The 6252-nt window shown below is 74.7% G+C and carries 8 protein-coding genes and 1 pseudogene; 7 read left to right on the top strand and 2 right to left on the bottom strand.

Annotated features, from left to right (window positions below):
• Position 1 precedes the first annotated feature (1 nt).
• The 4 genes from ACFQ3T_RS33495 (at position 2) to ACFQ3T_RS33510 (ending at position 2918) form a co-directional block, all read left to right on the top strand.
• On the top strand, positions 2 to 715 hold the full coding sequence (locus tag ACFQ3T_RS33495; protein ID WP_380729659.1) for a choice-of-anchor P family protein: 714 nt from the start codon (positions 2 to 4) through the stop codon (positions 713 to 715).
• 3 nt (positions 716 to 718) lie between these two features.
• On the top strand, positions 719 to 886 hold the full coding sequence (locus ACFQ3T_RS33500) for an LPXTG cell wall anchor domain-containing protein (RefSeq protein WP_380729661.1): 168 nt from the start codon (positions 719 to 721) through the stop codon (positions 884 to 886).
• Between the two features lie 75 nt (positions 887 to 961).
• Positions 962 to 2125 (top strand): non-hydrolyzing UDP-N-acetylglucosamine 2-epimerase, encoded by a 1164-nt coding sequence (wecB, locus tag ACFQ3T_RS33505; RefSeq protein ID WP_380729663.1) that lies wholly within the window; start codon positions 962 to 964, stop codon positions 2123 to 2125.
• Positions 2126 to 2258: 133 nt separating this feature from the next.
• Positions 2259 to 2918 carry a hypothetical protein gene (locus ACFQ3T_RS33510; protein WP_380729665.1) on the top strand — a complete coding sequence of 220 codons (660 nt, stop codon included), beginning with the start codon at positions 2259 to 2261 and terminating at the stop codon, positions 2916 to 2918.
• A gap of 186 nt (positions 2919 to 3104) precedes the next feature.
• On the opposite strand, the gene ACFQ3T_RS33515 is transcribed toward ACFQ3T_RS33510, so the two are convergent.
• Both ACFQ3T_RS33515 and ACFQ3T_RS33520 read right to left on the bottom strand, forming a co-directional pair.
• Positions 3105 to 3674, bottom strand: coding sequence for an isochorismatase family protein (locus ACFQ3T_RS33515; protein ID WP_380729667.1), 570 nt, complete (start codon positions 3672 to 3674; stop codon positions 3105 to 3107).
• Positions 3675 to 3725: 51 nt separating this feature from the next.
• Positions 3726 to 5000, bottom strand: a complete 1275-nt coding sequence (locus ACFQ3T_RS33520; protein WP_380729669.1) for a nicotinate phosphoribosyltransferase — start codon at positions 4998 to 5000, stop codon at positions 3726 to 3728.
• Positions 5001 to 5078: 78 nt separating this feature from the next.
• Here ACFQ3T_RS33520 and clpS point away from each other — a divergent pair, with 78 nt between their 5' ends.
• From clpS to ACFQ3T_RS33535, 3 genes and pseudogenes are all read left to right on the top strand, one after another.
• Positions 5079 to 5378 carry an ATP-dependent Clp protease adapter ClpS gene (gene clpS, locus ACFQ3T_RS33525; RefSeq protein WP_033438448.1) on the top strand — a complete coding sequence of 100 codons (300 nt, stop codon included), beginning with the start codon at positions 5079 to 5081 and terminating at the stop codon, positions 5376 to 5378.
• Positions 5375 to 5932, top strand: coding sequence for a DUF2017 domain-containing protein (locus ACFQ3T_RS33530; protein ID WP_380729671.1), 558 nt, complete (start codon positions 5375 to 5377; stop codon positions 5930 to 5932). Before clpS ends, ACFQ3T_RS33530 begins: the two co-directional genes overlap by 4 nt.
• Positions 5932 to 6252, top strand: a pseudogene (locus tag ACFQ3T_RS33535) (peptidase S58, DmpA); the annotation flags it as partial. The gene ACFQ3T_RS33530 and the pseudogene ACFQ3T_RS33535, both read left to right, overlap by 1 nt.

Consider the following 6252-nt stretch of genomic DNA (forward strand, 5'->3'; position numbering starts at 1 on the left):
GGTGGTCGGGGCCGCGCCCGCCTCGGCGGCGCCCGGCGACGCCTCGGCCTACGGCGCGAAGCTCGACCTGTCCCTGCTGGGCAGCGACGCGGTGTCGGCCGGCCCCTTCGCCGCCGCCGACGCGAACGGGCCGACCACAAGCACGTTCGCGGGCGTGGACCTGCCCGAGGTCCTGAGAACCGGCGTGCTCGCCACGTCCGCGTCGCGCGACGAGAAGACCGGCGCCGTCCAGTCCCGGGCCAGTGCCGCCGACGTGCGGCTCGACCTGCTCCGGTCCTTCACCGGCGGTGTGTCCGCCGAGGTCGTGGAAGCCGAGTGCTCGGCCACCCAGAAAGGGCTCGTCGGCACGTCCAAGCTGGTCGGGCTGAACCTCGGCAGGCTCGGCACGGTCGACGCCGACCCGGCGCCCAACACCACCGTCGACGTCGAGCTGCTCGGCGTCGACATCGCGAGGCTCGTGCTCAACGAGCAGGTCCGCAACGCCGACGGCAGCCTGACCGTCAACGCCCTCCACCTCACCCTCATCGGCGGCGCGCTCGGCTCGGTCGGCGCCGGCGACCTGGTGGTGTCGTCCGCCACCTGCGGCCCCGCGGGCCTGCCGATCCCGATGGCCTCCGGCGCGGGGCTGTGGCTCGGCCTGGGCCTGCTCGCCCTGGTCGGCGTGCCCGTCGCCGCGGTGGCCATCCGCCGCCGGCGCGAGATCGCGGCGGTCTGAGCCGTGTACCGGGTTCCCGGGAGCGGGATCGCGGTGGGCACGGGGATCGGCTCGTTGGCGGCGACCGGCGCCGGCGTGGCGTGGTGGGTGGTGGCCGGGGTGGTCCTCCTGGTCGCCGGGCTGTTCCTGGCCCACTCCGCCCGCAGGCGACGGGCCGCGGCCGACGAGTAGCGCGCGTGTGCCCCGGAGCGCGCCCGCCCCAGGCGCGCTCCGGGGCGCCGCACCCCAGCGTGAGGAAGGAGCAAGGTGAAGGAAGTCCTGCTGCTCGCGGGCACCCGGCCCGAAGCGGTGAAGATCGCACCGGTGGCCCTGGCCCTGGCCGACCACCCGGTGCTCCGGCCCGTCATCGTCCACAGTGGACAGCACGGCGGCATGGTCGGACCGGCGCTGCGCTCGTTCGGCCTGCGCGCGGACGTCGCGCTCGACGTGCCGCGCGCCACCGGCAGCCAGGCGGAACTCCTGGCGGGCCTGGTGCCGGCGTTCGACCGGGTGCTGCGCACCCGCGACCCCGCCGTCGTCCTCGTGCAGGGCGACACGACCACCGCGCTGGCGGGCGCGCTCGCCGCGTTCTGGCGCGGCATCCCGGTGGCGCACCTCGAAGCGGGCCTGCGCACCGGCGACCTCGCGGGACCGTTCCCCGAGGAGGGCACCCGGCAGATGATCGCCCGCATCGCCACCCTGCACCTCGCCCCGACCGACGACGCCGCCGCCGCGCTCGTCGGCGAGGGCATGCCGGACCGCGAGATCGTGGTCACCGGCAACACCGTGGTCGACGCCGTGCGCCGCGTCGCCGCCGCCGACCTGCCCGCCCGGAACCCGGGCGTCGCGCTGCTGGAACGCGTCCTCGACGAGCGCTCCGAGCGGCTGGTGCTGGTGACCGCGCACCGCCGGGAGTCGTGGGGCGAGCCGCTGGAACGGGTGCTGCGCGCCGTGCGGGCGATCGCCGACCGGCACCCCGACGTGCGCGTGCTGGTGCCCGCGCACCCCAACCCCGGGGTGGCCGCCGCGGTCCGCGAGGTGCTGGGCGGGCACGACCGGATCGTCGTCACCGGGCCGCTGGACTACTCGGACCTGGTGCGCGCGCTGCGCCGGGCCGCCCTGGTGCTCACCGACTCCGGCGGGCTGCAGGAGGAGGCGCCGTCGTTCGGGGTGCCGGTGCTGGTGCTGCGCGACACGACCGAGCGGATGTCCGCCGTCGAGGCCGGGTGCGCCTGGCTGGTCGGCACGGACCCGATCCGGATCATCGCCGAGGCCGGCTGGGTGCTCGGCTCGCGGCTGCGCCTGCCGCTCGGGCGCAACCCGTTCGGCGACGGCTGTGCCGCGTCACGGGTGCGCGGGGCGTTGGAACGACTGGTGGGCCTGCCGAGCGATTTCGCCACCGCGCCCTTGCCGGTTCGCATTCCGTGCTGAGTTGCACTCCGCTGTTTCTCACTCGACCGTGTATCGCTCATTACTCGTGCGGGTGATGTGCGGGCAACGGGCATTACCCGCGACGCGCCGGAGTTCGATAGTCCTCCACGAGGAAGAGCAGAAGGGCGACACCATGAAGCAGATCCGAGCGCGCCGGGTCGGAGCGGTGACCGCGGCGCTGGTGCTCGGCCTGGTCGCGGCCCCGCCCGCGTGGGCGGCCAACCCGGCGGGCGTCGCGTCCGTCGGCTCCGCCGCGTTCACCAAGGCCGGCACGCAGGTCAGCGTCGCGCCGCTGGCGCCGTGCGCCGTGGACGGGACCACCTCCGCCACGTCCGAGCCCGCGGTCCGCACCGGCGTGCGGTTCGGCGCGGGGACGTCCACGTGCACCAGGGCGGTCGTGGACGAGGCGAGCGGCACGACCACCACGACGTCCGAGGCGGAGGGCGCCGACTTCGAGCTGTCCGCCCTCGTGTCGCTCGGCGGCCCGCGGCTGCGGGTGGGCAAGTGGAAGGTCACCTGCACCGGGACCGAGTCCGGCACGAGCGCGGCCTGGTCGATCGGCGGCCTGCGGGGCTTCCCCGGGCTGCCCGAGCAGATCCCGGCGAACCACGTGCACGAGGTGAAGAAGGGCGACGGCACGGTGCTCGCGACGGCGACGTTCGGCGAGACGACCCTGCCCGAGCCGAACGACGGCGGCATCGCGATGAACCTGCTGCACATCAGGTTCACCCCGGCGTCCACCGTCAGCGGCGAGGTGGTCCTCGGGGCGACGGCCTGCTCGCCCACCCCCTGACGGACCCGACGCCGACAGGCCGAGACCCGCAGGCCGAGGCCCGACGCCCGCCGGGCCGAGCCCGACACCTGGCCGAGCCCCGCACCTCTGGCCGAGCCCGACACCCCTGGCCGAACCGGACACCCCTCCGGCGCCGGGCACCCCGAACCGACCGGTCGGGGTGCCCGGTTTCGGCGCGCCCGGCCCTCAGCCCACGCGGGGCGTGCCGGACAGCGTCACACCGGCATCGCCGAGCTGCGCCAACGCGCTGTCCACGGTCGCCTGCGAGACACCCGCCGTGAGGTCGAGCAGCACGGTGGTCGAGAACCCGGCGCCCGCCGCGTCCAGCGCGGTCGCCCGCACGCAGTGGTCGGTCGCGATCCCGACCACGTCCACCCGCTCCACCCCGCGCGCCCGCAGCCACTCCACCAGCTGCTCGCCCGACCCGGACTCGCCCTCGAACCCCGAGTACGCCGCCGCGTACGCGCCCTTGGAGAACACCGCCTCCACCGCCGTCACGTCCAGCTCCGGGTGGAACGACGCGCCCGCCGTGCCGGCCACGCAGTGCACCGGCCACGAGTCCACGAAGTCCGGCGTCTCGCTGAAGTGCGCGCCGGGGTCGACGTGGTAGTCGCGGGTCGCCACCACGTGGTCGTACGACGACTCGCGGAGGTGCGCCGAGATCGCCGCCGCCACCGCCGCGCCCCCCGTCACGGCCAGGGAGCCGCCCTCGCAGAAGTCGTTCTGCACGTCCACCACGATCAGCGCCTTGCTCATGAGGCCCCCTTCGGGCTCCGCCTGCTCACCGGGCACGGCCACCGGGCCGGCTCACAGGAACGTCGTCGGGATCGCGGGCTCGCCGCGGGACAGCTTCAGGCCCTCCCACGGCACGGTCACCAGCGCGGCGCGCAGCCGTTCCCGGCTCTCCGCCAGGGTGTCCAGGCCGTCCACCCGTTGTCCAGCGCGGATCAGCGGCACGGCGAGCAGCCGGTCGTGCGCGCCCATCTCGGGCCGGGCGTCGTGCGGGTACACGACCTCCTCCAGCGCCGTCCCGGTCTCCTTGTGCCGCCGCAGCGCCTCCTTGCGCCCGCCGCGGGACTCCTTGTGCGAGCTGCGCTTCGCGACCGGCCGACCGTCCACCTCGACCAGCTTGTAGACCATGCCCGCGGTCGGCGCGCCGGAACCCGTCACGAGGGACGTGCCGACGCCGTACGCGTCCACCGGCTCGGCCCGCAGCATCGCGATCGCGTACTCGTCGAGGTCGCCCGACACCACGATCCGGGTGTTCTTCGCGCCCAACGAGTCCAGCTGGTCCCGCGCCTGCCGCGCCAGCACGCCCAGGTCGCCGGAGTCGATCCGCACCGCGCCCAGCGACGGCCCGGCGACCTGCACGGCGGTCTTGATGCCGTTGGTGATGTCGTAGGTGTCCACCAGCAGCGTGGTGTCCACGCCCAGCGCCTCGACCTGCGACCGGAACGCCTCCTCCTCGCTGTCGTGCAGCAGGGTGAACGCGTGCGCGCACGTGCCGGCGGTCGGGATGCCGTGGCGGCGCGCGGCCTCCAGGTTGGACGTCGCGGTGAAGCCCGCCAGGTACGCGGCGCGGGCCGCCGCCACCGCGGCCTCCTCGTGCGTGCGGCGCGAGCCCATCTCGATCATCCGCCGGCCGTTCGCCGCGCCCACCATGCGGGCCGCCGCCGACGCGATCGCGCTGTCGTGGTTGAGGATCGACAGGACCAGGGTCTCCAGCACCACGCCCACGCCGAACGGCGCGCGCACCGACAGGATCGGCGAGCCGGGGAAGTACAGCTCGCCCTCCGGGTAGCCGTCCACGTCGCCGGTGAACCGGTAGTCCGCGAGCCACGACAGGGTGTCCCGGTCCACGACGTCCGTGCGTTCCAGCAGCTCCAGGTCGCGCTCGGCGAACGTGAAGTCGGCGATCGCGTCGAGCACCCGGCCCGTGCCGGCCACCACGCCGTACCGCCTGCCCTCGGGCAGCCGCCGGGCGAAGACCTCGAAGACGCACGGCCGGTCGGCGGTGCCGTCGCGCAGGGCCGCGGCGAGCATCGTCAACTCGTAGTGGTCGGTGAACAGCGACGTCGACATGGGAGCAAAGCCTAGGCCCGTAGCCGTGTGCGGACCTGTGGGCTCCGCCACGCACCGGAACATGACACCATTGGCGGTATGACCACGCCCGTCGAGCATGAGCGGACGCAGGTTGACCCGGCCGGCGAGGAGGTCCGCACCGAGGACCGCCCGTGGCAGACCCTGGTCTGGAACGACCCGGTGAACCTGATGTCCTACGTGACGTACGTGTTCCAGAAGCTGTTCGGCTACAGCCGCGACCACGCGACCAAGTTGATGCTGGACGTGCACCACAAGGGCAGGGCGATCGTGTCGTCGGGGAGCAAGGACAAGGTGGAGGCCGACGTGGCCAAGCTGCACGCGGCCGGGCTCTGGGCGACCATGCAGCGTTCGTCGTGAAGAAGTGGACCCGCACCGGCGACCAGGTGCTCGGCCGGTTCGACCGGCAGGAGGCCGCCGTGGTCCGCGGCCTGGTGAGCCAGATCCAGGACATGCTGCTGGCACGCGCCGAGGAGGCGCCGCAGGACGAGCTGGCGGAGCTGACCGGCATCCGCACGGGCCCGTCGTCGCCGCCCGACGACCCCATCCTGGGGCGGCTGCTGCCCGACTTCCACCGGCTTGACCCGGACGCGCCGGACCCGGCGGAGGTCGACTCGGCCAACGCCCTGCGCTCGCTGCACGAGCCGGAGCTGCTGGACCTGAAGACCGGCGTCGCGGCCGTGGTGCTGGAGACGTGCCCGCCCGACGGCGGCGAGGTCCGGCTGCGGCTGGAGCAGGCCGAGGCGTGGCTGTCGGCGCTGAACGACGTGCGGCTGGCCCTGGGCACGGCGCTCGACGTGCAGGAGGACATGCCGGACGAGCTGCCGCCCGACGACCCGCGCTCGCCGCACCTCGGCGTCTACCACTGGTTGACGTGGGTGCAGGAGACGCTGGTCGAAGCGGTCATGAACTGATGCTGCTCGGGCGCGTGCCGGGCGTCGCGGTGCTGCTGGCGCCCGCCGGCGCGGTGGCCGGCGTGGACGTGCGGGGCGCGCCGGTCGGCACGCGGGAGCTGGACCTGCTGGACCCGTCGACGCTCGACCGGGACGTGCACGCGCTGGTGCTGGACGATGGCGGGCTGTCGCCGGCGGACGGCGTCGTGCGGTGGCTGGCGGAACGCGGGCACGGGTTCCCGGTCGGCGCGCGGCCGTTCGAGGTGGTGCCGATCGTGCCCGCGGCGGCGGCCCTCGGGCTGCCCGGAGGCGACGGGTACGCGGCGTGCGAGGCGGCGTCC

This window comes from Saccharothrix hoggarensis (assembly GCF_042678885.1).
Classification (GTDB): domain Bacteria; phylum Actinomycetota; class Actinomycetes; order Mycobacteriales; family Pseudonocardiaceae; genus Actinosynnema; species Actinosynnema hoggarensis.